The 26,208-nt window shown below is 68.7% G+C and carries 10 protein-coding genes, 3 rRNA genes and 2 pseudogenes; 9 read left to right on the top strand and 6 right to left on the bottom strand.

From position 1 onward, the window contains the following. Positions 1 to 79 precede the first annotated feature (79 nt). The 3 genes from trmB to QF035_RS25155 all read right to left on the bottom strand — a co-directional run bounded on the left by trmB (position 80) and on the right by QF035_RS25155 (position 4,213). On the bottom strand, positions 80 to 889 hold the full coding sequence (gene trmB / locus QF035_RS25165) for a tRNA (guanosine(46)-N7)-methyltransferase TrmB (protein ID WP_307522855.1): 810 nt from the start codon (positions 887 to 889) through the stop codon (positions 80 to 82). 285 nt (positions 890 to 1,174) lie between these two features. Then, positions 1,175 to 2,386: an L-2-hydroxyglutarate oxidase gene (lhgO, locus tag QF035_RS25160; RefSeq protein ID WP_307522852.1), complete on the bottom strand. Its 1,212-nt coding sequence runs from the start codon at positions 2,384 to 2,386 to the stop codon at positions 1,175 to 1,177. Between the two features lie 402 nt (positions 2,387 to 2,788). Next, entirely contained in the window at positions 2,789 to 4,213 is a 1,425-nt protein-coding gene (locus tag QF035_RS25155) for an MFS transporter (RefSeq protein ID WP_143643663.1), read from the bottom strand. Positions 4,214 to 4,988: 775 nt separating this feature from the next. Between QF035_RS25155 and QF035_RS25150 the strand changes: the two genes are divergently transcribed. Together QF035_RS25150 and QF035_RS25145 are read left to right on the top strand one after the other, a co-directional pair. After that, entirely contained in the window at positions 4,989 to 7,082 is a 2,094-nt protein-coding gene (locus tag QF035_RS25150) for an asparagine synthase-related protein (protein WP_307522850.1), read from the top strand. A gap of 306 nt (positions 7,083 to 7,388) precedes the next feature. Continuing rightward, positions 7,389 to 10,740: pseudogene (locus tag QF035_RS25145) on the top strand (BTAD domain-containing putative transcriptional regulator). Here QF035_RS25145 and QF035_RS25140 read toward each other — a convergent pair. Further along, positions 10,734 to 12,687: pseudogene (locus QF035_RS25140) on the bottom strand (sigma-70 family RNA polymerase sigma factor). The pseudogenes QF035_RS25145 and QF035_RS25140 sit on opposite strands and share 7 nt — an antisense overlap. Before the next feature lie 298 nt (positions 12,688 to 12,985). Then, complete coding sequence (locus tag QF035_RS25135; protein WP_307522849.1) at positions 12,986 to 13,780, bottom strand: TetR/AcrR family transcriptional regulator; 795 nt, start codon at positions 13,778 to 13,780, stop codon at positions 12,986 to 12,988. Positions 13,781 to 14,158: 378 nt separating this feature from the next. Between QF035_RS25135 and QF035_RS25130 the strand changes: the two genes are divergently transcribed. From QF035_RS25130 to QF035_RS25120, 3 genes are all read left to right on the top strand, one after another. Continuing rightward, the gene (locus QF035_RS25130; protein ID WP_361923481.1) at positions 14,159 to 15,523 is read left to right on the top strand and encodes an NAD(P)/FAD-dependent oxidoreductase; all 1,365 of its coding nucleotides are present in this window, start codon (positions 14,159 to 14,161) and stop codon (positions 15,521 to 15,523) included. A 123-nt stretch (positions 15,524 to 15,646) separates the two neighbouring features. Then, complete coding sequence (locus QF035_RS25125; RefSeq protein ID WP_307522848.1) at positions 15,647 to 17,293, top strand: ATP-binding SpoIIE family protein phosphatase; 1,647 nt, start codon at positions 15,647 to 15,649, stop codon at positions 17,291 to 17,293. A 79-nt stretch (positions 17,294 to 17,372) separates the two neighbouring features. Continuing rightward, complete coding sequence (locus QF035_RS25120) at positions 17,373 to 18,203, top strand: class I SAM-dependent methyltransferase (RefSeq protein WP_307522847.1); 831 nt, start codon at positions 17,373 to 17,375, stop codon at positions 18,201 to 18,203. A gap of 85 nt (positions 18,204 to 18,288) precedes the next feature. On the opposite strand, the gene QF035_RS25115 is transcribed toward QF035_RS25120, so the two are convergent. Beyond that, positions 18,289 to 19,560: an MFS transporter gene (locus QF035_RS25115; protein WP_307522846.1), complete on the bottom strand. Its 1,272-nt coding sequence runs from the start codon at positions 19,558 to 19,560 to the stop codon at positions 18,289 to 18,291. A gap of 148 nt (positions 19,561 to 19,708) precedes the next feature. Here QF035_RS25115 and QF035_RS25110 point away from each other — a divergent pair, with 148 nt between their 5' ends. The 4 genes from QF035_RS25110 (at position 19,709) to rrf (ending at position 26,136) form a co-directional block, all read left to right on the top strand. Continuing rightward, on the top strand, positions 19,709 to 20,257 hold the full coding sequence (locus QF035_RS25110; RefSeq protein WP_269653814.1) for a MarR family winged helix-turn-helix transcriptional regulator: 549 nt from the start codon (positions 19,709 to 19,711) through the stop codon (positions 20,255 to 20,257). A gap of 704 nt (positions 20,258 to 20,961) precedes the next feature. Continuing rightward, positions 20,962 to 22,491, top strand: a 16S ribosomal RNA gene (locus QF035_RS25105). Positions 22,492 to 22,808: 317 nt separating this feature from the next. Next, a 23S ribosomal RNA gene (locus QF035_RS25100) occupies positions 22,809 to 25,932 on the top strand. 87 nt (positions 25,933 to 26,019) lie between these two features. Continuing rightward, positions 26,020 to 26,136 (top strand): 5S ribosomal RNA (rrf, locus tag QF035_RS25095). Together the 16S, 23S and 5S rRNA genes form the textbook arrangement of a ribosomal RNA operon. Positions 26,137 to 26,208 lie beyond the last annotated feature (72 nt).

Genomic DNA, 26,208 nt, shown 5'->3' with positions numbered 1-26,208 from the left:
GCGTGGGGGCGGGGCGGTGCGTTGTGTGGCTTCGCCTTGTGGGGCCCTCCAGGCCGTGTGGGCCGTGCGTCGTGTGGCTCTAGCTGCCCGTGTTCGCTGTATGCGGTACGCGGCGGAAGAGCAGATCGTTCACCACGTGTCCCTTGTCCAGGCCCTGCCCCTCGAAACGAGTCAGGGGGCGGAAGTCGGGACGTGGCGCGTAGCCGCCGTCCGGCTGGGTGTTCTCGAAGTCCGGGTGGGCGGTGAGGACTTCGAGCATGACCTCGGCGTACGGTTCCCAGTCCGTCGCGCAGTGCAGCAGTGCGCCCGGCTTGAGGCGGGACGCGGCGAGGGTGAGGAACTCCGGCTGGATCAGGCGGCGCTTGTGGTGGCGCTTCTTGGGCCAGGGGTCCGGGAAATAGACGCGCAGGCCGTCCAGGGAGTCCGGGGTCAGCATCTCGCGGAGCAGGATGATCGCGTCGCCGTTGGCCACGCGGAGGTTGGACAGGCCGGCTCGGTCCGCGAGGTTCAGGAGGTTGCCCTGGCCCGGGGTGTGGACGTCCACGGCGAGGATGCCGGTGGTGGGGTCCTCGGTGGCCATCTGGGCGGTGGCCTCGCCCATGCCGAAGCCGATCTCCAGGACGACCGGGATGTCGGCGGCGAAGAGATCCTTGAGGTCGAGGGGGTGCCGGCCGTCGATGTCCAGGCCCCACTTGGGCCACAGGCGCTGTAGCGCGTCCGCCTGGCCCTGGGTCACTCGGCTTCTGCGGGGCTGGAAGCTGCGGATTCTTCGCTCGAAGTGGGAGCCGGCGGGGTCGGGGCGGGGGCCGTCGGGGAAGCGGGGTTCGCCCTTTGGGCGGGGCTTCCTGGCGGCGTTCGTCGGGTCGGGGGGTGTGGTGGAGTCAGACACAGTGCGTCGATTTTACGGTGTGGGGGGCGGGGTGGGGTGGGTGGCTCGGGGTGGCGGGGTGGCTGTGCGGGCCGTTGTGGGGCGGGGCCGTGCCGGTACGTCGAGTCCGCCGCGTTCCGGGTATACGGCTGTTGTTCTTTGGAGGGAGCCGTTTCTTGGAGGAGCCCTATGCGGCGGACTTCGACGTACCGGCACGGCCCCTTCCGTTCGTGGGTCCCTCTCCCGCCGCCGTCCCCACCCTCATATGTGTGGGCTCATATGTGTGGGCTCCGATTCGTTCTGTGCTCAGGTGGTTGTCATTGATCTGAGGGCTCGGGCTGCGATCTCTCTCCCGATGGGGAGGGAGGCGGTGGCTGCGGGGGAGGGGGCGTTGAGTACGTGGACTGTGCGGGGGGATTCCTGGATCAGGAAGTCGTCCAGGAGGGTGCCGTCCCGTAGGACTGCCTGGGCTCGGACGCCTGCGGTTGCGGGGATCAGGTCGTCGGGGGTGGCGGCCGGGAGCAGGCGGCGGACTGCGTTGGTGAAGGCTGTCTTCGAGAGGGAACGGTGTAGTTCGCCGCCTCCGTAGCGCCAGTGGCGGCGGGCTATGCGCCAGGAGCCGGGCCAGGTGAGGGTTTCTGCCAGCTCTCGGGGGCGTACCGTCCGCCAGTCGTAGCCCTCGCGGGCCAGGGCGGGGACCGCGTTGGGGCCGATGTGGACGCTTCCGTCGATGCCCCGGGTGAGGTGGACGCCGAGGAAGGGGAAGGCCGGGTCCGGGACGGGGTAGACGAGGCCGTGGACCAGATCCGGGCGGGCCAGGGTGTAGTACTCGCCTCGGAAAGGGACGATCCGCATTTTGGGGTCGTCGCCCGTCAGGCGGGCGATGGCGTCGCAGTGGAGGCCTGCGCAGTTGACCAGGACTCGGGCTCGGGTGATGGTGCCGTCGGTGGTGCGGACCGCCACTCCGAGGTCGGGGCGGCGGTCGATCTGGGTGACCTCGGCGTTGTACTTGATGTGGGCGCCGGACGCGTCCGCGAGGTGGCGGGCCACGCCCACGAAGTCGCATACGCCTGTCGTGGTCACGTGGATCGCGGCGAGGCCTCGCACCTGGGGTTCGTACTCCGCGATCTGGGAGGCGCCCAGCTCGCGGACCGGAATGCCGTTCTCCCGGCCGCGCTGGACCAGTGCGTGCAGGCGGGGCAGCTCTTCGCGTTCCGTGGCGACGATCAGCTTGCCGGTGACGGCGTGGGCGATGCCGTACTCCGCGCAGAACTTGACCATCTCGGCGGCGCCCCGGACGGCGTACCGGGCCTTGAGGGAGTTCGGGCGGTAGTAGATACCGCTGTGGATGACGCCGCTGTTGCGGCCTGTCTGGTGCCGGGCCGGGCCCGGTTCCTTCTCCAGCACCGTCACCCGCGTGCCCGGCGCGGCACGCGTGATCGCATACGCCGTCGACAGACCGACGATCCCGCCGCCGATCACCAGCACGTCACAGTCGTAAGCGACCTTGCGCCCCATCTGTCCGCCCCACCTCCAGCCTCCGACTCCCACCCCCGATAGTGCACTGCGCCACTGACAACCCGCTCAAACCCACAGAATGGCAGGGCCGAAGGGAAAGACACGTGGTTCCGGTCCCGGTCCCGACACCGGGGGCGGGTGGCCCCGGCCACGTCGTCGGCCGCCCGTGGTCCCGGTCACGTCATCGGAGGCAGGTAGCTCCGGTCACGTCATCGGAGGCGCGTGGTCCCGGTCACCTTCATATTCGTAGTGCCCGGTCTCCTTTTTTGGTCCGGTCACGGGGATGGTGCCGGTTCGCGCAGGCCGGGCCCCGACAGGGGCGCGGGGAACTGCGCGACCAGCCACATCCGGCCGGCAGCCCCAGGACCACCTCAGCCCCGCAGACGCCAAGGGGGCTTTCCACTAGGCCGGTGCCATCAGCAACGGCCTGGCCCGCTCGCGCAGCTCCACCACCCGCGGCTCATCCCCGTACGGCTCCAGGCGGTGAAGGAGATCCTTCACGTACTCGGTCGTGCGGGCCGACGAGATGCGCCCGGCGACCTCCACCGCCCGCACCCCCTGCTCGCACGCCGCATCGAGGTTGCCCGACTCGAGTTCCGCGACCGCCGACACCACCAGGCGCAGCCCGTGGGAGCGTACGAACTCCTCCGTCGGCTTCGACAGGGCCTGCTCCGTGAAGCGGCGGACCTGGCGCGGGGCCTTCAGGTCGCGGTAGCACTCGGCCGCGTCGGCGGCGAAGCGGTCGTAGCCGTAGAAGCCGAGCCAGGACGGATCGTGGTCGCCGTCGCGGGCCCGCTCCAGCCAGCCCTCGGCGGCCTTCAGGGCGCCGCCGGCCGCCTGGGCGTCACCCGCGCGCGCGTGGGCTCGTGCTTCGACCAGGCGGAAGAAGCTCATCGTGCGGGCGGTGGCCAGGCCCCGGTTGCGCTCCAGGGCGGCCTGGGCGAGGTCGACGCCCTCGTCGCCGAAGCCCCGGTAGGTCGCCTGGAGGGACATGGAGGCCAGTACGTAGCCCCCGAGGGGCACGTCGGCCGCGGCGCGGGCCAGGCGCAGGGCCTGGATGTAGTAGCGCTGGGCGGCCTCCTGCTGGCCGGTGTCGAACGCCATCCAGCCGGCCAGGCGGGTGAGTTCGGCGCTGGCTCCGAAGAGGGCCCGTCCGACCTCGTCCGAGTACGAGCCCAGCAGCAGGGGTGCCGCCTCGACTCGTAAGCACTCCGGCACCATGGACGAACGCCAGTCGCCGCCTCCGTACTTGGAGTCCCAGCGCCTGGCGTCCTCGGCGGCCTCTCGCAGCTTCTGTACGTCGCTGTGGCCGACTTTCAGCGGTGCTCCGGAGCCTTCCAGCGGGCTGGCGTCCCGTGCCACCGAGCTGTCGGCCGGGGTTATCAGCCACCGGGACGCGGGAGTTGCGTATGCGCTCACTGCGAATGATCCGGCGAGCGACTGCCAGATGCCGCCGGAGCCGGCCCGGCGGCCGGCGAGATCGAGACGGTAGAGGTCCGTGGCCGACCGCACGGCCTGTCCCACGTCACGAGGGAAGGCGAGGCCCACTTCCGGTGCGGGATCCGCGTCCGCCAGGCCGATCTCGTGGAGCGGCACCGGGCGGCCGAGCTTCTGGCCGATGGCGGCAGCGATGAGGTGCGGCGCGGCACCCTGCGGCACCATGCCTTTCGACACCCAGCGCGCCACCGACGTCTTGTCGTAGCGAAGAGTCAACCCGCGTTGAGCGCCAAGATCGTTGACGCGTCGGGCGAGTCCTGCGTTGCTGATTCCCGCGAGGGCGAGAACGGCGCCGAGTTTTTCGTTCGGCCCGCGTTGCTCCCTGGACATTGCGCCACCCCTCGACACAGACGGCTGCCGCGCGGGTGGTGGCCCAGCGGCATTCGTGCTGCGTCTTCCCGGGCGCCAACCCCTGGAACCCCACCCGCAAAAGCACGTGGCCGAGCCCTCAGGAATATGCCTCCCGCGAAAACACAGGCAAACACAGGGTAGTTCGCCGCATCCCAAGCGTTAAGGGGCATTGTTCCGGATGGCGGGATTGTGGCCCGTTGGCAAGCACAGAGCGTCGTGTCGTGCTCCCGCTGTGTGGCCGTGCGCCCGTCCGTGCGCTCTTCTCCGGCCATCGGGGGAGCGCTTCCATGGATCGTGCGTGGGTCGGCCCGCTGTACTGGATCCAGTGGGCTGGGGGACACCGCCGCCTCCATCCCCGCGGGTGGCGGACCGGTCCGGGAGGCGGAGTCCGCCTCCCGGACTGTGCGTTGCGCACAGCATGTACGGAGCGTGTGCACGCGTGTTCGTCCATCACCGATTTGGCTGAATATCGCCCATGCCTTTCGAGGTCAAATACCCCTCCCACCATGGCACTTGAGGGCGCGTTAGGTGTTTTTGGGGAGCGTACCGGGGGCGCATTCACGTCGTCACCCTTGGGTAAATTCTGTGCGATCGCCGCCCGCCGCGCGTGCGTTCGCTTTTTCGCGGGCATCTCCCAGGGGCGCACTCCGGGGAGCACAAGCGGCCGCACCGGCCCTCCCGGGCGCATTCTTCGTGGCAGCATGGTGACCGGTTCGTACGGTGCACTGGTTGTCCACAGCCTGTGGAGGCGGCGATGCGGTGGTTGGTGGGATGGAGCAGTACCGCCGCTCGTGCGCCCGGGATCGGTTCGGCGGGAGCGACGGGCAGCGACGGCGAGACGGTGCACCCGGTGGGGTCCCAACTCCTGTGGGGCGACCCCGATCCGCTCTGGGCGGTCGGTGACTGGCGCCCCGACGAGGTGCGCGTGGTCAAGGCCGACGAGCAGAACCGCATGGCGGTGCTCGGCACCTGTGGAGCCTCCGACGAGGAACTGCGCGTGGGCCTGTTCGCCGCGCGCGGCGGGGCACTTCGGCATCTGACAGCCTGGTCCGGCAGCTACACGGCCGTCGTCCAGGTGGGCCGCCGCCTCATGGTCTGCGGCGATCTGGCGGGCGTCAGGCCGGTGTTCTACACCCCCTGGGCGGGCGGCACGGCGTACTCGACCGCGGCCCTCCCCCTCGCCGACCTCATCGAGGCCAACCTCGACTTCGGGCACCTGGCGGCCCTGCTCGCCGCTCCCGACGTACCGGCCGCGCTCCAGGACTCGACGCCGTACGAGGGTGTGCGGCGCATTCCGCCGGGGCACGCGCTGATCCTGCGCGCGGGGGCACGGGAGATTGCCGGGTACGAGCAGGTGGCCTCCCTCGCCGTCGCGGCCGCGACCACCGACCCCGACAGCGCGGTGAACGCCGTACGCGACGCCCTCGTCGAGGCCGTACGCGCACGACTCGCCGCCCCGAGGCACGTACCCGGGGCGGACATCGACCCCGGTCCCGTCCCCGGCATGGGGCCCGCCGAGCGGCGCGCCGCGCGCGGCATGCCCGTGCCCGGCATCGGAGCCGACCTCTCCGGAGGACCCGCTTCCGGCACCCTCGCCCTCCTCGCCGCCGGCCTGCCCGGCGCGCCGGGCACTGTCCTGGGCCATGGCACGGGGGCCGGCGAACGCCTCCTCGCGGTCACGTTCAACGACCTCGCGGTGAAGGGCCGCGAGGCCGAACTGGAGCGGGCGGGCACGCTCGCCGCCAATCCGCGTCTGCACCACGTGGTCGTCGCGGGTGGCGAAGAGGTACTCCCCTACGCCGAGTTGGAGGGCCCGCTGACCGACGAGCCGGGGCCCTCCCTGGTGACGGCCGCCCGGCACCGCGCGCGACTGGCCTCGGGCAGCGCGGACCACTTCACCGGGTACGGCGCGCGTCAGGTACTGGACGCGCACCCGGCCCGCCTCGCCGACCTGCTGATGGACCGTAAACGACGTCATCTGGTGCGCCCCATCGCGGCGTTGGCGAAGGCCGACGGTTCCGTCATGGTCCCCGCGCGCGTGTACGGCGCGGCGCGCAAGCTGTCCCGTACGCCGTATCTCGTCGGCATAGAGGGACTCGCCGACCGGCTGCTGCACAAGCGGTTCGAGGAGCCGGGAGGTGCCGTGGGGGCGTCGCTCGCCGCGCTCACATGGGCCAGACCCGGGCCCGCCGCGCGCTGGCTCACCGGTGAGGCCCTCGCTGAAGTATCGGTTCGCCTGGCGGGGGCGACGACCCGGGGCGGCGTCGGTCCGGGCCAGCGGCCGGGCGATTTCCGCGCGCGCTCGGCCTTGGCACGCCACGCCTCGGACCTCCGGATCCTGGAGCAGGCCGCGGAGGTCCGCTTCCAGCGGCTGCACGCCCCGTTCCTCGACAACCAGGTCGTACGTGCCTGTCGTGCCCTTCCCGAGGCGCTGCGGGTGCAGCCCGGGGCGCGGGCCGCGATCCTCCGTACGGTCCTCGAGGGCGCCGGGGTGGCCGATCTTCCGCCCGGCTGGGGTGCGCCGTCCCATGCGTCCTCGACGGCCGCGGCCCGTACGGGGCTTCGGGTCGCCGTGGACGATCTCGTCGCCCTCTTCGACACGCCTCTCCTTGCCCAGGCGGGTCTGGTCGAGGCCCGGGTCGTCCGCAAGGCCCTCCGGGCGGCGGCCGACGGCGAGACCCTGCCCCTGGAAGGCCTCGCGGACCTGGTGTCCCTTGAGCTCTGGCTCCGCCGGCTGCTGGACCGCCGGGGGACGTGCTGGACGGGGACGCCTGCGCGGCAGCGGGCCGTCCCTGCGGGGATTCGGCCTCAGCGGGGGGCTTTGGGGGCGGGGGCGAGGAGAGGGTAGCGGGGGTGGATTCCGCCCCCGCCGCCCCTACCCATTCCCGTCACTACTCGGGGGCCGGCCCCCGAACCCCCGCTCCTCAAACGCCGGAGGGGCTGAGATACCTCAGGGCCGAGATACCTAAGGGGCGCGGGGAACTGCGCGACCAGCCACAGCCGGGCCCGCACGTACGCTCCATCCCGATCGCCCACCCCTCCCGGCCCGTCCGGCGTTTGAGGACGAGTGCGGCAGCCCTCAGGGATGGGACGGGTAGGGGCGGCGGGGGCGAAAAGATCGGCCCTGCCGGGGTGGAGCGGTGACAATGGCCCCGTGCGGTACAGAATTCTGGGCGTTGCCCAGGCAACGGACGCCCAGGGCGAGGACGTGCCCCTGGGCGGCCCCCGCCTCCGCGCACTCCTGACGGCGATGGCCCTGAGGCCGGGCCGAACGACGTCTCCGGAGACCCTCATCGACGAGGTCTGGCCGGACAGCCCCTCACACGCCGCCCCCGCCGCACTCCACGGCCCTCGTCGCCCGCCTCCGCCGAGCCCTCGGCAAGGACGCGATCACATCGGAGCCCGGCGGCTACCGCCTCGCCGCCAGCCCCGAGGACGTGGACCTGTTCGTCTTCGAGCGCTTGGTCCGCGAGGGCAGGGCGCAACTGGACGAAGCCCCGGAGACAGCGGCCCGCACCCTCCGCGAGGCACTCGCCCTATGGCGCGGCCCGGCCCTGGCCGACCTCCCGGACCGTACGACGGCCGCGACCCGCCCGGAATCCCTCCGCCAGGAGGCGACACGCGCGCGCGTGGAGGCGGACCTGCGCAACGGCCACGCCCACGACGCCGTACCGGAGCTGAGGGAACTCACCGAGACCCACCCGTACGACGAACCTCTGCACGCCCTCCTCATCCGGGCCCTGCGTGACACGGGCCGCACGGCGGACGCCCTGGCCGCGTACGAGATGGCCCGCCGGGCCCTGGCGGACGGCCTCGGCACCGACCCGGGCCCGGAACTCCGAGCCCTGCACGGGGAACTGCTGACGCCTCAGCCGACGGCCCCTGCAGCCCCGGCCGCCGCTCCGAGCCCGACGGCGCCCCCGAACTCGTACACCCCAGCCACCCCTTCAAGAGCCGACCGCACCGGCAACATCCGCCCCCGCCTGAATTCCTTCGTGGGCCGGGAACCCGAACTCGACGCCATCCGTTCCGAATTGCACAGGGTCCGTCTCGTCACCCTCACGGGACCGGGCGGATCCGGCAAGACCCGCCTCGCCGAGGAAGCCGCCGCCGGGCATCCGCAGGCATGGCTGGCCGAGCTCGCCCCGCTCGACCGGCCGGAGGCGGTGACCAGCGCGGTCGTCAGCGCTCTCGGTCTGCGCGAGACCGTGCTGATGACCCACGAGATGACGGTGCAGCAGGACGACCCGGTCGCCCTGCTCATCGAGTACTGCGCCCCGCGCAGCCAGCTCCTGATCCTTGACAACTGCGAACATGTGATCGGTGCCGCGGCCGAGCTCGCCGAGACCCTCCTCACCCACTGCCCGGGCCTCACCATCCTCGCCACCAGCCGCGAACCCCTGGGCGTGCCCGGCGAGTCCGTGCGCCCGGTCGAGCCCCTGCTCCCCGACCCGGCGCACCGCCTCTTCACGGAGCGGGCGGTCGCGGCGTACCCGGACGCCGACGTCAGCCACGACCCCGCCGTCGACGAGATCTGCCGCCGCCTCGACGGCCTGCCCCTGGCCATCGAGCTGGCCGCCGCCCGGCTGCGCATGCTCACCCCGCGCCAGATCGCCGACCGCCTCGACGACCGGTTCCGCCTCCTCACCTCCGGAAGCCGCACGGCGCTGCCCCGCCAGCAGACCCTGCGCGCGGTCGTCGACTGGTCCTGGGACCTGCTCGACGAGCCCGAGCGGACCGTCCTGCGCGAGCTCTCCGTCTTCGCGGGCGGCTGGGACCTGGACGCCGCCGAGGCCGTGTGCACCGGACCCGTGGCCGAGATCGTCGGCGCGCTCGTCGACAAGTCCCTGGTCGTCGCGACGCCCTGCCGGCGAGGGATCAGCGGTATGCGCTACCGCATGCTGGAGACGATCCACGAGTACGCGGCGGAGCGTGCCGCCGAGACCCCCGAGCTGCGCGCCGCGGCCGAGCGCCGGCACCGCGCGTGGGTCCGCGCGCTGGTCGAGGAGGCCGATCCGCTCCTGCGGTCCGCCGACCAGCTCCGGTGGATCGGCCGACTGGAGTCCGACCTGGACAACATCCGCGCGGCACTCCACCGGGGCCTCGTCGCCGCCGACGAGCCGGAGATGAGCTCCATCGTCCTCGCCATGGGCTGGTTCTGGTGGCTGCGCAACTTCCGCCGGGAGGGCGCGGCCTGGGCGGATCAGGTCCTGCGCCTGGGCGCGGCGCTCGACACCCGCTCCCGCGACTCCTCCCGCACGCCCCGGCTCGACAGCGTCGACCACGTCGAGGCCTACCTCGCCGACCCCGGGGTCGAGAGGGATCACCCCTCGCACCGGCCCCGGATGAGACTGCGCGTACTGGATCTCTTCCTGAGGGCGGAGCTCGGCCAGGTCCCGCTGAAGGACGAGCGGACGCAGGAGTACGCCAGGGGCGTGCGGGCCTCCATGGCGCGGGGCGGGCCGGACGCGGCGCGGTTCCCCGGCATCATCTGGCCGCTGATGGCGTTCGTTCTCGGCAACACCGAAGGCATCCGCGACGACATGGAGAGGTCACTGGCCAACTGCCGGGAGCACGGCGGTGACTGGGAGATCGGCGCGGCCCTGCTGTTCGGTGTCCATGTGGCCGTGGACAGCCCCGGCGGTATGGATGGCGTCGACGAGACCCTCGCGGAGCTGCGCACCGTCGCCCGGCGCACGGGGGACCGCTGGATGCTCGCCCAGGTGAGCAGCGCGGGCGGCGAGACGGCCATGGCCCGCAGCCGTTTCGACGAGGCGAAGAGCGAGTTCGAGGACGCCATGCGGCTCGCGGTCGAGGTGGGGGCGTATGTGGAGACGCCGTTCCTCATCGCCCGCCTCGGCGAGATCGCCTACTACGTGGGGGACCGGGCGCAGGCTCTCGCGGCGCTGGACGAGGCGACGGCCGCGGCCGATCGCTACGCGGTGCCGGACTCGAGGGCGTTCGTCCTTCTCATGCGGTCGCAGATGGCCTTCGACGACCGGGACTTCGTACAGGCCCGCGAGCTGCACGGGGCGGCCCGCGTGGAAATGGAGCGTGGCACACCGCCGGCCCATTTCCTGGCCGCGCTGAACGGCCTCGACGCGCTGCTGACCGCGGTCGAGACGAGCCCCGGTCACGGGCTGCGCAAGCTGGTCGACACCCTGCGCGAGGCCGCGACGGCGCGGTGCTCGGAGGTGGTCCTTGCCACGCTGGCCGAGCGGGCGGCGGGCGTCCTCAGCGACATCGACGACCACGCGCGCGTGGTCCGCCTCCTCGCCGCGGGCTCCCACTGGCGCCAGGGCCACCCCCGTCCGTTGCCCTACAGCCGGGACATCGACCGCATCGAGACCGCCGCCCTGTCCCACCTGGGCCGACGGGCGTACGACACCGAGCGGCGCACCGGGGCGACCTTCACCCCGGAGGACGTCCTACGGGAACTCTCCGAAGCGTCAGCCACGGCCGCAGCCGCAGCCGCAGCCACGGACAGCGCCAGCAGCAGTCACTGACACCGGAACCGTGAATCCGCCCAGTCCGCCAACGCCACCGAGTCGAAGGGCGAATGCGGCTCGACGACCAGGCGGATCGTTTTCCTGCCGGTCAGATCCACATGCACGGGCACCGCGCCATGACCGCCCCGGACCAGGCCCGACTGCCACATCCGGGCCCCGTCCGCGAACACGGAGAACCGCACCTGACCGAGCCCCATCGTCATGTCGTCGACACCGACCACCGCGTCGTACGAGGAACACGTGCGGTTGAGATCGATGGTGACCGAGGAGGAGCCGTGGACGGTGACGCCGTTCGCGTACGACGTGTCGGCGATCGACATGCCGTACCGCTGCCAGACCCAGCTGCTCTCGCCGAGCCGCATCTCGGGCTTGGTGCCGTCGCCGGTGACGCCGTAGTCCAGCTGGTTCCACTGGAAGACCGCCGGGGGCGCAGGCGGAGGGGGCGGCTTCGGGGCCGGTGCGGGGGGAGGCGTGGGCGCCGGCTTCGGCGGGGGAGTCGGTTTCGGAGTGGGCTTGGGGGTGGGCGTCGGCTTCGGGGTGGGGCTCGGCGTAGGACGCGGCGAGGGCGCCACGATCGGCACCGGCCGGTTCGGCGCGGGCTCCGCCTTCGGGGGCTTCGGCGACGGCGAGGGCACGCGCGGTTCGACGACGGGCGGGGACGGTTCCGGCTTGGCCACGGGGTCCTTGGGCTTCACCTCGTCACCGGCCAGCGCGAGCGCCACCACGGCGACGGCCGCCGCGACGACACCGGCCGCGATGCCCGCCTTCACGGGCGCCCCGAGCCCCTCGGCGGCGGCCCCGCCACCGGCGCCGGCCCCTCCGGAGCTGCCGCCCGCCGCCGACGCTGCCCCCGCGGCACCGGCCGCACCCACGCCGGTCCCGCCCGCGATGAGCGCGGCCGCCTTCGCGTACCCGGCGGCACCGAACCAGCCGACGACGGCGATCGGTACGAACGCGGGAATCCCGCTGGCGACTTCCTTGATCTGACCGGCCGCGAGCCGGCACTTGGCGCACTCCTCCAGGTGTTTGCGCAGCCCGCGCTCGGCGCGCGTGCGCAGCCCCCCGCGCGCGTACGCGCCGAGCCGGTCGGCGTAGCGCGCGCACTCCTCGTCGGTGGTGAGCGTGACGCTCACATGGGCCTGGAGATACGCCTGCTTGAGGCCTTCCCGGGCCCGACTGGCCAGGACGCGCGTGCCGTTGGCGTCCAGCCCGAAGAGCGTGGCGACCTCACTCGGCGACTCGTCCTCGACCTCGGTGTGCCAGAGCACGGCCTGCCACCGCTCAGGCAGCGACCGGAACGCCTGCATGGCCATCGACTGCTCGGCCTCGTGCATCGCCCGTACGTCGGCGCCCAGGTCCAGAGTGTCATCGTCCGACACCTCGGAGCCGCGTGCGGCCTGTGCCGCGAACACGGCGAAGTCGTCGACGAGGTGCTCGCGCCTCGCCGACTTGGTCCAGCTCGCCGCGACGCGTCGTACGGTCGTCAGCAGATAGGCGCGTACGGCGTGCTCGGGGCCGCGCCCGCCGCGTACGGCCTGGAGCATGCGGGCGAAGACCTCGGCGGTGAGGTCGTCAGCGGTGTGGGCGTCCCGGCAGCAGGTGCGCGCGTACCGGCGGACGGCGTCCGCGTGGCGCCGGAACAGCTCCTCGTACGCGGTGTCGTCGCCCGAGCGCATCCGCTCGATCAGCTCGGTCGTACGCGGTGTCGTCGCCCGAGCGCATCCGCTCGATCAGCTCGGCGTCGGCGGGCGGCAACTCGATCGGGGGCGGCAGTACGCCGCTGTCGTGCCACTCGCGCCGGTCCCGCTGCGTCGGAACGGCCTCCGGGGATCCCGCAGGGGTGCCCTTCGCCCGGCCGCCCTGGCTCGGCACCTGCGGCGACGGCAGCCCACCGGCCTCCGCGCCACCCTCACCGGGTGACTCGTCCCGCCCGTCAACGCTCATCGCGGAAAGGCCCCCGCCTGCACACTCGGACCCGAACACCGGGAAAGAGTGCCACACGGACCCACCGCTGTTACCCGGAGGAACGGACCAACCACTCGTCCGTGGAGACTTGGCGAACCACAGCACTACCGTTCACCCAAACGGGGAAGACTCAACCACCTTCCCCGCTATTCAAGTTGACGAAAGCGCGCCTGCCAGGGGCGCGGGGAACCGCACGATCAGCCCCCACGACCCCGAACCCGACAACGAACCCACACGCATCCCCCGCCGGAGGCACCCGCACCCGTGCCCTTGGGCGCTACGCCGGCCGCGACCGAAGCCCCTCCAGCAGAATGTCCAGCAACCGAGCCGAAGCCGCCGCCTGCTGGGCCGCATCCGGCAAGGACGGCGCCGCCGTGGCGATCACCAGCAGCACATCCGCCACCGTGACGTCCGCACGCAGTTCGCCCGCCGCACGCGCCCGGTCCACGAGCCGCCCCACGACCTCCAGCAGCTGCGCCGCACCGGCGTCGTCCTCGATCGACACGACCTCGACGGTCTCCTGCAGGGGTGTCGGCCGCTGCTCCACGAGCCGCAGCTCGGGCGAGAGCGGCTGGGACCGCTGCTGCGGCACCCGCGTCTCGTCCAGGACCGTGCCCTCGGACCCCTCGTCGCCGACGCCCACCCGCAGGATCTGCGGAGGCAGCAGCCGCCCGGCACCCGAGGCCACCGACGTCCGCAGGAAGCGCGAGAGCGCCGACCACGGCTCGTCCTCCTGACCGAGCGCGGAGCGCGCCTGGTCGGTCAGCCGGGAGGTCTCCTCCTCGGCTATCCGCCGGACCAGGACGTCCTTGCTCGGGAAGCGCCGGTACACCGTGCCGACACCGACGCGGGCGCGCCGCGCCACGTCCTCCATCGGCGCGCCGTACCCCAGCTCGCCGAAGACCTCACGGGCCGCTCGAAGTACGTGCTCCAGATTGCGCTGTGCGTCCACGCGCAGTGGCGTCGTGCGCGACGGGTCCCCCACGCCGCGTCCGTTCGTTGCCGCCGCACTGATCGCTCCGCCCGCTCCGATGGCAGACGCGGAAGACCATTGAGAGTCCTGAATGTGCATATGTGTTCCCCCGGTAATGACGTCTCCCCCCGGAGACTCTCCCCGCCATTGACAGCCGGAGCGAGCGGAACAGCCTTCGCCGCGCGGTCTCGCCGCACGAACCCGTCGAGCGCATCCCCCTACACCCCGATGACACACGAACATAGTTGAGTGGGGGTCAATTCAGAAGGGGCAGGTTCCGCACGGAGCGCCCCCCGATCGGACTACGGGCCGCATACGTCCCGGTTGCGCCCCCTACTTCCACCCCGCTCACACCCGCTGACCTGCGAAGCTTCCCCGCACTCCGGCAAATCGGCCAACCGTGCGCGTCTCAGGCACCCGGTCACACAAATTGACGGGCCTGTGGACAAACTCCCGTAGCCGGTGCGTCATGGGTGAGTGAAGGAACGTGCGCGCATTCTCGTTGTCGGCGGCGGCTACGTCGGGATGTACACCGCTCTCGGGCTCCAGCGGAAGCTGAAACCCGAGCTCAGGCGGGGCGACGTGGAGATCGTCGTGGTGACGCCCGACCCGTACATGACGTATCAGCCGTTCCTGCCCGAGGCCGCCGCGGGCTCGATCTCGCCGCGTCATGTCGTCGTGCCGCTGCGCCGTGTCCTCGACCAGTGCCGGGTCGTCATCGGCGAGGCCGCGTCCATCGACCACGCCAAGCGCACCGCGACCCTCACCACCCTCGCCACCGAGGAGGAGGGCACGGGCCCCGAGCAGATCACGTACGACGAACTCGTGCTGGCCCCCGGCTCCGTCTCCCGGACCCTCCCGATCCCCGGGCTCGCCGAGTACGCCATCGGCTTCAAGACCGTCGAAGAGGCCATCGGGCTGCGCAACCACGTCATCGAGCAGATGGACATCGCCTCCTCCACCCGCGACCCCGCGATCCGCGACGCCGCCCTGACCTTCGTCTTCGTAGGAGGCGGTTACGCCGGAGTGGAGGCCCTCGGCGAGCTGGAGGACATGGCCCGCTACGCCGCGCGGTACTACCACAACGTCAAGGCCGACGACATGAAGTGGATCCTCGTCGAGGCCTCGAACCGCATCCTCCCCGAGGTCGGCGAGGACATGGGCAAGTACACGGTCACCCAGCTGCGCCGCCGCAACATCGACGTACGCCTGGAGACCCGGCTCGACTCCTGCGCGGACCGCGTCGCCGTCCTCAGCGACGGTGCGCGCTTCCCGACCCGTACGGTCGTGTGGACCGCCGGCGTGAAACCGCACCCCGTCCTCGCGGCCACCGACCTCCCGCTGAACGAACGCGGCCGCCTGAAGTGCACCGCCCAGCTGACCGTGGACGGCACCACGCACGCGTGGGCCGCGGGAGACGCCGCCGCCGTCCCCGACGTCACCGCCGCCGAGCCCGGCACGGAGACCGCCCCCAACGCCCAGCACGCCGTGCGCCAGGCCAAGGTCCTCGCCGACAACATCGCCCGCTCGCTGCGCGGCCAGTCCCTGGAGACGTACTCGCACAAGTACGTCGGCTCGGTCGCCTCCCTGGGACTGCACAAGGGTGTCGCGTTCGTCTACGGGCGCAAGCTGAAGGGCTACCCTGCCTGGTTCATGCACCGCGTCTACCACCTGAGCAGGGTGCCCACCTTCAACCGCAAGGCCCGCGTGCTCGCCGAATGGATCCTGTCGGGGCTCTTCAAGAGGGAGATCGTCTCCCTCGGTTCGCTCGAACATCCCCGTGCGGAGTTCGAACTCGCGGCCGGTGGAAAGCCTCCTCAGAACCCGAAGGGGTCGTCCTGACCGGACCCAGGAACTCCATCGGCCGCGCCCGCGTCTGACGGATGTCGGTCCGGTCGGACACACTGGTCCACACCATGGGCGGGCCGACCGCTCGCCCTTCAAACCCACGAGGCCTGTCCCACTGTGAACTTCACGCGCTGGAGCGCCCGGCTCCCCGGAACGCAGCGCCGCGCGGCAGCGCGGACCGAGGATTCGCCGACGGCGCTCCCTTCGGAGGGCTCCGTGCCCGCGGCACGCGCCGAGCGGCTGTCCGACGCGGCGCTCCTGCCCGTCGTCGACGAGCTGCCGGTCCGCGAGGTCCTCGACCGCATCCCGGCCCTCGTCGCCCTGGTCCAGGGCCCGGACCACCGCCTCGCGTACGTGAACGACGCCTATGTGGCGGCTTTCGGCGTCCGCCCGGCCGGCGAGCCCGCCCGCGTCGCGCTCCCCGAGCTGGCCGAGATCGGCTTGCTGCCGCTCCTCGACCAGGTCCTGCGCAGCTCCAAGCCCCGTACGGTCAAGTCCCGCAAGGCCCCCGGCGGCCGCTCGTACACGTTCACGTGCACACCGGTCGAGGTCTCGGCCACCCCCGAAGGGGGTGGCGTACTGATCTTCGCCGCCGACGTCACCGACCACGCCGAGGCCGCCGAGCGGCTGCGCGCCAGCGAGCGCCGGCAGCGTGAGACCGCCGTCACCCTCCAGCGCTCCCTGCTGCCCCAGGAGCTCGAAGAGCCCGACGACCTGCGCGTCGCCGCCACCTACCACCCGGGCGGCACGGAGGCCGCGGTCGGCGGCGACTGGTACGACGTGATCACCCTCGGCGGCGGCCGCACCGCCCTCGTCATCGGCGACGTCATGGGCCGCGGCGTCCGCGCGGCGGCCGTCATGGGCCAGCTCCGCACGGCCGTCCGGGCGTATGCCCGCCTCGACCTGCCCCCGCACGAGGTCCTCCAGCTCCTGGACGGCCTCGCCATGGAGATCGACGCCAACCAGATCGCCACCTGCGCGTACGCGGTCCACGACCCGAACGAGGGCCGGCTGGTGTACGCCTCCGCGGGCCACCTCCCGATCCTCGTCCGCGACGAGAGCGGCACGGTCCTGCGCGCCGACGAACCCACCGGCCCCCCGCTCGGCACGGGCGGCTGGATGCACGCCTCCGGCTCGATCCCCCTCGGCCCCGGCTCCACCGCCGTGCTCTACACCGACGGCCTGGTCGAGCGCCGCGACGCGGACCTGGACGAGGGCATCGCCTCCCTGGAGCGCGCCCTCGCCGGCGCCACCGGCACCCCCCAGGTCGTCTGCGACCGCCTGGTCCGCTCGGCGGGCGTGACCGCCGACCACGACGACGACGTGGCCGTCCTGGTCCTCCAGCACCCGGCCCGTACGGGACCGGACAGCGAGCTCTTCCGCAACGCCGCCCTGGAGCTGCTCGGCGGAGTCGAAGCGGCCCCACGCGCGCGTGCCTTCGCCTCCGGCGTCCTCACCAGCTGGCGCTTCCCGACCGACCTGCACGACCTCGGCGTACTGGCCGCGAGCGAGCTCGTCGCCAACTCCCTCCAGCACGGCACCCCGCCGATGCGCCTCAGACTCCGCCGCACCGACCGGCGCCTCATCGTCGAGGTCACCGACGGCGACGACCACCTCCCGCGCCGCCGCCGGGCAGAGCCGGCCGACGAGTCCGGCCGGGGCATCGCGATCGTCGCCACCATCGCCTCGAACTGGGGCTCCCGCCGCACCCCGGGCGGTGGCAAGGCGGTGTGGTGCGAGTTCGCACTTCCGCGCACCACCTGACCCGGAAGCCGCGCACCATCTGACCCACGGGCCGCGCGCCATCTGGTCGGACCCGGCCGGCGGTGCTAGTAGCTCACCCATGGCTAGCTCACCCCAGGCAGACGAAACGGGCTTTCAGCTCAAAGGCAGCGCTCCCGAGCGCTACGAGGAGTACAGCGCACCGATCATGGCGCCGTTCGTCGAGGCGCTGCTGGACGCCGTGGACCTGTGTCCGGGCCACCAGGTTCTCGATGTGGCCTCCGGAACCGGCTTCGTGGCCCGCGCGGCCGCCGCCCGGGTCGGCCCCACGGGCCATGTCGCGGCCGCCGACTTCAACGAGGCCATGCTCAAGGTGGCCGCCGCCAGGGCACCCCGCATGTACCCGGACATCGAGTTCACCGTGGCCCCCGCCGACCACCTCCCCTATCCGGACGACACGTTCGACGCCGTCCTCTGCCAGCAGGGCGTCCAGTTCTTCCCGGACCTCGGCGCGGCCCTCGTCGAGGCGTCCAGGGTCCTGCGCCCCGGCGGCCGGTTCGCCGCCACCGCCTGGGCCGCCCGGGACCGCTCCCCGTACTTCGTGGCCCACGACCGCGCCATCACCGCGTACGGCGGCCCGCAGGCCGAGGCGCACTTCGCGATGGCCTTCTCCTGCCCCGCCGAACGCCTCACGGCCGCCCTCACCGACGCGGGCTTCCACGACGTGGTCAGCCGTGACGTCACCTTCGGCATCACCCTGCCCCCGCTCTCCGCCTTCGCCCGCGGCCACCTCTCGGCCGTCCCCTGGGGCCAAGCAATCGAGGACGCCGGCGGCCCGGACCGTCTCACCCAGGCCGCCGAGGCGGTGGCCGCGACCCTCACCGACCACACGAACCCCGACGGCACGGCAACGCTCCCGTTCACGTCCACCCTGGTGACAGCCACCCACTGAGCACCTACACGCGAAACAAAACAGGACGGCCGCCTCCACATCAGTGGTGACGGCCGTCCTGTGTATCTCAAGCCCTGTACGCCAGTCAGGCGGCGGTCTGCACCGCATCCGCCGAAGCCCCGCCCCGCGCGACAACCCGGCTCTTCGCCAACGACGGCTGATTCTGTACGGGAGTGAGCTGCTTCCCCAGTCGCACCGCCAGGAACGTGATCCCCAGCGAGAACAACAGGAACGTCACGACGTACGGAGCATGCAGCGAGGCCCCCATCGGCCCGCCCACCGCGGGCCCGACCGCGAGCGCCAACTGCTTCACCAGGGCGAAGGCGGAGTTGTACTGCCCCGCCATCCCGCTCGGCGCCAGATCCGCGACCAGTGGCGCCACGGTCGGCGACAGCATCGCCTCCCCGAGCCCGAACAGCGCGTACGTCGACACGAACGCGGCCGTCGCCATGGTCTGGCTGGCGTGTCCGAGCCCCGCGTACCCGGCGACGACCCAGGCGAAGGCCCAGATCAGGCCGACAGCGCCGATCACCCGGGACCGCTTCCGCCGCTCGACGAACCGCAGCACGGCGAACTGGGCCACCACGATCATCGCCGTGTTCGCGGCAAGCGCGGTCCCGAGCGCGGACGTGGAGATCCCCGCCGCCTCGACGCCGTACGCGCTCAGCCCCGACTCGAACTGCCCGTAGCAGGCGAAGAACAGCACGAAGCCCACCGCGCACAGCTGCACCATGGCCCGGTTGCCGAGCAACTGCTTCCAACTGCCCCTGGCCCCTCCCGGAGCCCCCTCGACCTTGGGCGCACGCGGCATCCGTACGGTCGCCATGATCACGACGAGCAGCAGGAACATCGCCGCCTCGATCGAGAACAGCAGCGTGAACGAGCTCGCCCGTGAGGCGTCGACGAGATGACCGCCGATGAGCCCGCCGACCCCGAGCCCGAGGTTCTGCAGGAAGAACTGGGTGGCGAAGGCGCGCGACCGCGTCTCGGCCGACGAGAAGTCCACGATCATCGTCGCGAGCGCCGGCTGCATCACGGCCTGACCGGCACCGAGCGCGGCCGCGGACAACAGGACGGTCGTCGAGCTGTTCGCGAGCCCGAGGCTCAGCGCTCCGACGGCGGCGGTGACCAAGGCGGCGAGCAGCACCGGCAGCGGGCCCCGGCGGACGATGGCCCGCCCGGCGAACGGCAGCACCACGAGCGCGGCCACGGCGAAGACGGCGAGCACGAGCCCCGCCGTCATCGCACCAAGATCCCGTACCTGCGCCACATAGACGTACAGATACGGGACGGTAAAGCCGAGCCCGAACGCGCTGAGTGCGTTGCCCACATGGATCCGGCGCATCTCAGCGCCCATCGCCCTGGTCACTTTCACCTGCCTTGGTAGGGGAAGTCTTACGTCTGCCTCAGAAGTTAGGGGTGAAGACTTCGAAGCTAAAGTTAGGATCTAAACAGTACATCCCGAAGGACTTCAACGCCAAGCGGGCGCGTGCCATACTGCGGCCATGGGTGACACCCGCCGCGTCAGCGAGCCGACGATCGAAGAGCAGATCGCCGCCTACCAGCGCGAATTCCAGGACCTCGACCCCCAGGTCGAGAAGATCGTCTCGGCGCTGGGCCGCCTGAACCGCCGTATGAACGTCGCCTACGGCCGCCAGACCGCCACCCTCGGCATCAGCAACGCCGAGTGGGAGGTCCTCAAGGCCCTCGTCCTCTCCGGCGCCCCCTACCGAATGGGCCCGAGCGACCTCGCCAAGCGACTCGGCCTCACCCCGGCCGCCATGACCCACCGCATCGACCGCATGGTCGCGGAGGGCCTGGTCACCCGGGAACGCGACGAGTCCAACCGGGTACGCGTCATCGTCGAGCTGACAGAGGAGGGGCGCGGGAAGTGGCTGGAGGCCATGCGCCTGGCCACGGTCTTCGAGGAAGACCTCCTCCAGGACCTCTCCCCGGAGGATCGTGGCGTCCTCGGCGAGGTGCTGACCCGGCTGCTTCGCCGCGTGGAGCACGCCCAGCCGGACGCCGGCGGCCGGCTCACCGACCTTGACTGAGGCCCGAGTTGGGGCTCGGCCCCGGCTCCGACTTCCTGCCCGCCGCTGGTTTGCCGGATGGCCGCCCGGGGGAGACTTGACACTCCCCTCGCCGATCCGTAAGGTTCTTCGAGTTGCCACGGGGCCGTAACGGTTCTGCGACAGCACCTCCGCCGCAGAAGTGGCACACCAAACCATCAGCACGATCTCCCCAACGGGGCGAATTCGGCGTGCCCGAATTCAATTCGATTTGGGGTCGGCAGCCCGATTAGGAACTGCCGAGAGAATCCGCTAACGTTTGGAACGTCGGAACGGCCCAACAGCCGCAAAGACAAACCCGGTTGACAGGGAGTCAGGCCCGAAAGGATCTGATACAGTCAACACAGCCGGAAGGCCAAAAGGTCGGAAAGCACCGAGGAAATCGGATCGGGAAACGGTCTGATAGAGTCGGAAACGCAAGACCGAAGGGAAGCCCGGAGGAAAGCCCGAGAGGGTGAGTACGAAGGAAGCGTCCGTTCCTTGAGAACTCAACAGCGTGCCAAAAATCAACGCCAGATATGTTGATACCCCGTCCACCATGTCATGTGGTGGGTGGAGGTTCCTTTGAAAAAGTCCTGCCGGGCATTTTGTTTCGGCAGGCGCACAGCGAGGACGTTGTGAACAGTCGGGCTTATTCCGCCCGGTTGTTCCGCTCTCGTGGTGTTACGCCGGATTACCGGCAGACATTCACGGAGAGTTTGATCCTGGCTCAGGACGAACGCTGGCGGCGTGCTTAACACATGCAAGTCGAACGATGAAGCCCTTCGGGGTGGATTAGTGGCGAACGGGTGAGTAACACGTGGGCAATCTGCCCTTCACTCTGGGACAAGCCCTGGAAACGGGGTCTAATACCGGATAACACTCCTACAGGCATCTGTGGGGGTTGAAAGCTCCGGCGGTGAAGGATGAGCCCGCGGCCTATCAGCTTGTTGGTGAGGTAGAAGCTCACCAAGGCGACGACGGGTAGCCGGCCTGAGAGGGCGACCGGCCACACTGGGACTGAGACACGGCCCAGACTCCTACGGGAGGCAGCAGTGGGGAATATTGCACAATGGGCGAAAGCCTGATGCAGCGACGCCGCGTGAGGGATGACGGCCTTCGGGTTGTAAACCTCTTTCAGCAGGGAAGAAGCGAAAGTGACGGTACCTGCAGAAGAAGCGCCGGCTAACTACGTGCCAGCAGCCGCGGTAATACGTAGGGCGCAAGCGTTGTCCGGAATTATTGGGCGTAAAGAGCTCGTAGGCGGTCTGTCACGTCGGATGTGAAAGCCCGGGGCTTAACCCCGGGTCTGCATTCGATACGGGCAGACTAGAGTGTGGTAGGGGAGATCGGAATTCCTGGTGTAGCGGTGAAATGCGCAGATATCAGGAGGAACACCGGTGGCGAAGGCGGATCTCTGGGCCATTACTGACGCTGAGGAGCGAAAGCGTGGGGAGCGAACAGGATTAGATACCCTGGTAGTCCACGCCGTAAACGGTGGGAACTAGGTGTTGGCGACATTCCACGTCGTCGGTGCCGCAGCTAACGCATTAAGTTCCCCGCCTGGGGAGTACGGCCGCAAGGCTAAAACTCAAAGGAATTGACGGGGGCCCGCACAAGCAGCGGAGCATGTGGCTTAATTCGACGCAACGCGAAGAACCTTACCAAGGCTTGACATCGCCCGGAAAGCATCAGAGATGGTGCCCCCCTTGTGGTCGGGTGACAGGTGGTGCATGGCTGTCGTCAGCTCGTGTCGTGAGATGTTGGGTTAAGTCCCGCAACGAGCGCAACCCTTGTTCTGTGTTGCCAGCACGTCCCTTCGGGGATGGTGGGGACTCACAGGAGACTGCCGGGGTCAACTCGGAGGAAGGTGGGGACGACGTCAAGTCATCATGCCCCTTATGTCTTGGGCTGCACACGTGCTACAATGGCAGGTACAATGAGCTGCGATGTCGCAAGGCGGAGCGAATCTCAAAAAGCCTGTCTCAGTTCGGATTGGGGTCTGCAACTCGACCCCATGAAGTCGGAGTTGCTAGTAATCGCAGATCAGCATTGCTGCGGTGAATACGTTCCCGGGCCTTGTACACACCGCCCGTCACGTCACGAAAGTCGGTAACACCCGAAGCCGGTGGCCCAACCCCCTTGTGGGGAGGGAGCTGTCGAAGGTGGGACTGGCGATTGGGACGAAGTCGTAACAAGGTAGCCGTACCGGAAGGTGCGGCTGGATCACCTCCTTTCTAAGGAGCACTTCTTGGCTGACAGGCTCTGCCTGCCGGTCCAGAGGCCAGTACATCGGCGAATGTCTGATGCTGGTTGCTCATGGGTGGAACGTTGATTATTCGGCACTCTCAGTCATCTCGGGCTGCAAGTACTGTCCTTCGGGGCGTGGAAAGCTGATCACGGGTGGCGAGGGTGTTGGGCACGCTGTTGGGTGTCTGAAGGTATGGCCGCAAGGTCTGTCTTCAGTGCCGGCCCCGGTAAAAATCTGCTTCGGCGGGTTGTGACGGGTGGTTGGTCGTTGTTTGAGAACTGCACAGTGGACGCGAGCATCTGTGGCCAAGTTTTTAAGGGCGCACGGTGGATGCCTTGGTACCAGGAACCGATGAAGGACGTGGGAGGCCACGATAGTCCCCGGGGAGCCGTCAACCAGGCTTTGATCCGGGGGTTTCCGAATGGGGAAACCCGGCAGTCGTCATGGGCTGTCACCCACATCTGAACACATAGGGTGTGTGGAGGGAACGCGGGGAAGTGAAACATCTCAGTACCCGCAGGAAGAGAAAACAACCGTGATTCCGGGAGTAGTGGCGAGCGAAACCGGATGAGGCCAAACCGTATACGTGTGAGACCCGGCAGGGGTTGCGTGTACGGGGTTGTGGGATCTCTCTTTCACAGTCTGCCGGCTGTGAGACGAGTCAGAAACCGTTGGTGTAGGCGAAGGACATGCGAAAGGTCCGGCGTAGAGGGTAAGACCCCCGTAGTCGAAACATCAACGGCTCGTTTGAGAGACACCCAAGTAGCACGGGGCCCGAGAAATCCCGTGTGAATCTGGCGGGACCACCCGCTAAGCCTAAATATTCCCTGGTGACCGATAGCGGATAGTACCGTGAGGGAATGGTGAAAAGTACCGCGGGAGCGGAGTGAAATAGTACCTGAAACCGTGTGCCTACAAGCCGTGGGAGCGTCGCTGTATGTGCTTGCACATACAGTCGTGACTGCGTGCCTTTTGAAGAATGAGCCTGCGAGTTTGCGGTGTGTTGCGAGGTTAACCCGTGTGGGGAAGCCGTAGCGAAAGCGAGTCCGAACAGGGCGGTTTAGTAGCGCGCTCAAGACCCGAAGCGGAGTGATCTAGCCATGGGCAGGTTGAAGCGGCTGTAAGAGGTCGTGGAGGACCGAACCCACCAGGGTTGAAAACCTGGGGGATGACCTGTGGTTAGGGGTGAAAGGCCAATCAAACTCCGTGATAGCTGGTTCTCCCCGAAATGCATTTAGGTGCAGCGTCGTGTGTTTCTTGCCGGAGGTAGAGCACTGGATAGGCGATGGGCCCTACCGGGTTACTGACCTTAGCCAAACTCCGAATGCCGGTAAGTGAGAGCACGGCAGTGAGACTGTGGGGGATAAGCTCCATGGTCGAGAGGGAAACAGCCCAGAGCATCGACTAAGGCCCCTAAGCGTACGCTAAGTGGGAAAGGATGTGGAGTCGCAGAGACAACCAGGAGGTTGGCTTAGAAGCAGCCACCCTTGAAAGAGTGCGTAATAGCTCACTGGTCTAGTGATTCCGCGCCGACAATGTAGCGGGGCTCAAGCGTACCGCCGAAGTCGTGTCATTTCAGCATATAGGGCCAACGCCCGCTGGGATGGGTAGGGGAGCGTCGTGTGCCGGGTGAAGCCGCAGCGGAAGCTAGTGGTGGACGGTTCACGAGTGAGAATGCAGGCATGAGTAGCGATACACACGTGAGAAACGTGTGCGCCGATTGACTAAGGGTTCCTGGGTCAAGCTGATCTGCCCAGGGTAAGTCGGGACCTAAGGCGAGGCCGACAGGCGTAGTCGATGGATAACCGGTTGATATTCCGGTACCCGCTGTGAAGCGTCAAACATTGAACCAGGCGATGCTAAGTCCGTGAAGCCGCCCTGGAGCCTTCGGGCAAAGGGGAGTGGTGGAGCCGACGGACCAGACCTGTAGTAGGTGAGTGATGGGGTGACGCAGGAAGGTAGTCCAGCCCGGGCGGTGGTTGTCCCGGGGTAAGGGTGTAGCCCGTGTGATAGGTAAATCCGTCGCACATTAAGGGTGAGACCTGATGCCGAGCCGATTGTGGTGAAGTGGATGATCCTATGCTGTCGAGAAAAGCCTCTAGCGAGTTTCATGGCGGCCCGTACCCTAAACCGACTCAGGTGGTCAGGTAGAGAATACCGAGGCGTTCGGGTGAACTATGGTTAAGGAACTCGGCAAAATGCCCCCGTAACTTCGGGAGAAGGGGGGCCATCACTGGTGATCGGATTTACTCCGTGAGCTGGGGGTGGCCGCAGAGACCAGCGAGAAGCGACTGTTTACTAAAAACACAGGTCCGTGCGAAGCCGTAAGGCGATGTATACGGACTGACGCCTGCCCGGTGCTGGAACGTTAAGGGGACCGGTTAGTGCACTTTCGGGTGTGCGAAGCTGAGAACTTAAGCGCCAGTAAACGGCGGTGGTAACTATAACCATCCTAAGGTAGCGAAATTCCTTGTCGGGTAAGTTCCGACCTGCACGAATGGCGTAACGACTTCTCGACTGTCTCAACCATAGGCCCGGTGAAATTGCACTACGAGTAAAGATGCTCGTTTCGCGCAGCAGGACGGAAAGACCCCGGGACCTTTACTACAGTTTGATATTGGTGTTCGGTTCGGCTTGTGTAGGATAGCTGGGAGACTGTGAAGCGGGCACGCCAGTGTCTGTGGAGTCGTCGTTGAAATACCAGTCTGGTCGTGCTGGATGTCTAACCTGGGTCCGTGATCCGGATCAGGGACAGTGTCTGATGGGTAGTTTAACTGGGGCGGTTGCCTCCTAAAGAGTAACGGAGGCGCCCAAAGGTTCCCTCAGCCTGGTTGGCAATCAGGTGTTGAGTGTAAGTGCACAAGGGAGCTTGACTGTGAGACCGACGGGTCGAGCAGGGACGAAAGTCGGGACTAGTGATCCGGCGGTGGCTTGTGGAAGCGCCGTCGCTCAACGGATAAAAGGTACCCCGGGGATAACAGGCTGATCTTCCCCAAGAGTCCATATCGACGGGATGGTTTGGCACCTCGATGTCGGCTCGTCGCATCCTGGGGCTGGAGTCGGTCCCAAGGGTTGGGCTGTTCGCCCATTAAAGCGGTACGCGAGCTGGGTTTAGAACGTCGTGAGACAGTTCGGTCCCTATCCGCTGTGCGCGTAGGAATATTGAGAAGGGCTGTCCCTAGTACGAGAGGACCGGGACGGACGAACCTCTGGTGTGCCAGTTGTCCTGCCAAGGGCATGGCTGGTTGGCTACGTTCGGGAGGGATAACCGCTGAAAGCATCTAAGCGGGAAGCCTGCTTCGAGATGAGTATTCCCACCAACTAGATTGGTTAAGGCTCCCAGTAGACGACTGGGTTGATAGGCCGGATGTGGAAGCCCCGTAAGGGGTGAAGCTGACTGGTACTAATAGGCCGAGGGCTTGTCCTCAGTTGCTCGCGTCCACTGTGTTGGTTCTGAAACCACGAACAACCGTCGTAGCCAAGGCCACGGCTCCGGTTGACAGTTTCATAGTGTTTCGGTGGTCATAGCGTGAGGGAAACGCCCGGTTACATTCCGAACCCGGAAGCTAAGCCTTACAGCGCCGATGGTACTGCAGGGGGGACCCTGTGGGAGAGTAGGACACCGCCGAACAAATATTATGGGAAAGCCCCCGCACTTCGGTGCGGGGGCTTTCTTGCGTTTAGGGGTACTTTTCCCGGCACC

It is taken from the genome of Streptomyces umbrinus, assembly GCF_030817415.1.
Taxonomy (GTDB): domain Bacteria; phylum Actinomycetota; class Actinomycetes; order Streptomycetales; family Streptomycetaceae; genus Streptomyces; species Streptomyces umbrinus_A.
The sequence above is the reverse complement of the archived record's forward strand: the minus strand, read 5'-3'. Positions and strand labels throughout refer to the sequence as shown.

Excerpts from the sequence above, each read along its gene's own strand:
- QF035_RS25155 (WP_143643663.1), bottom strand. The coding sequence starts at position 4,213 with ATGTCCAGGGAGCAACGCGGGCCGAACGAAAAACTCGGCGCCGTTCTC.
- QF035_RS25120 (WP_307522847.1), top strand. The coding sequence starts at position 17,373 with ATGGCTAGCTCACCCCAGGCAGACGAAACGGGCTTTCAGCTCAAAGGC.
- QF035_RS25135 (WP_307522849.1), bottom strand. The coding sequence starts at position 13,780 with ATGCACATTCAGGACTCTCAATGGTCTTCCGCGTCTGCCATCGGAGCG.
- QF035_RS25150 (WP_307522850.1), top strand. The coding sequence starts at position 4,989 with ATGCGGTGGTTGGTGGGATGGAGCAGTACCGCCGCTCGTGCGCCCGGG.
- QF035_RS25115 (WP_307522846.1), bottom strand. The coding sequence starts at position 19,560 with ATGGGCGCTGAGATGCGCCGGATCCATGTGGGCAACGCACTCAGCGCG.
- lhgO (WP_307522852.1), bottom strand. The coding sequence starts at position 2,386 with ATGGGGCGCAAGGTCGCTTACGACTGTGACGTGCTGGTGATCGGCGGC.
- QF035_RS25110 (WP_269653814.1), top strand. The coding sequence starts at position 19,709 with ATGGGTGACACCCGCCGCGTCAGCGAGCCGACGATCGAAGAGCAGATC.